This is a genomic window from Pelomicrobium sp. G1 (assembly GCF_051905455.1).
In the GTDB taxonomy this organism is placed as follows: Bacteria; Pseudomonadota; Gammaproteobacteria; order Burkholderiales; family UBA6910; genus Pelomicrobium.
Window position 1 is genome coordinate 1 of record NZ_JBQACR010000161.1, and the last position, 374, is coordinate 374.

General features: G+C 73.5%; 1 pseudogene. It reads left to right on the forward strand.

The window, feature by feature from the left end:
- Positions 1-374: pseudogene (locus ACTFO6_RS17975) on the forward strand (hypothetical protein); the annotation flags it as partial.

Sequence of the window (374 nt, forward strand, 5' to 3'; positions counted from 1 at the left end):
CCCTCTTCCTGCACCTCCTCGCCCGCACGCCGCTGCCCGATCCCGAGATGGAAGCCCTCTGCGCCGGGCTGCGGGCACAAGCCCTCGCCCGCTGGAGCGATCCGGCGCGCCGGCGGGCGTCCGAACAGGCGCTGCGGCTCCTGGCGGCCCTGGCGGCCCAATGCTTTCTCAACGAGTACCTCTACGGGGAGCGCGACGAAGAGCGTGCCCAGGTGGAAGCGCTCCTCGCCACGGCATCGGCGCCGCCGGCAGAGGACGCCCTCACGGCCGGCACCCGGCTCGCCCTCATCGCCTGCTATCGCCCGCTCTTTACCGTTCCCGGCATCGACGCCCTCGCGGCGCGAGCCACGCACCCCCTGGTCCAGCCTCTGGTG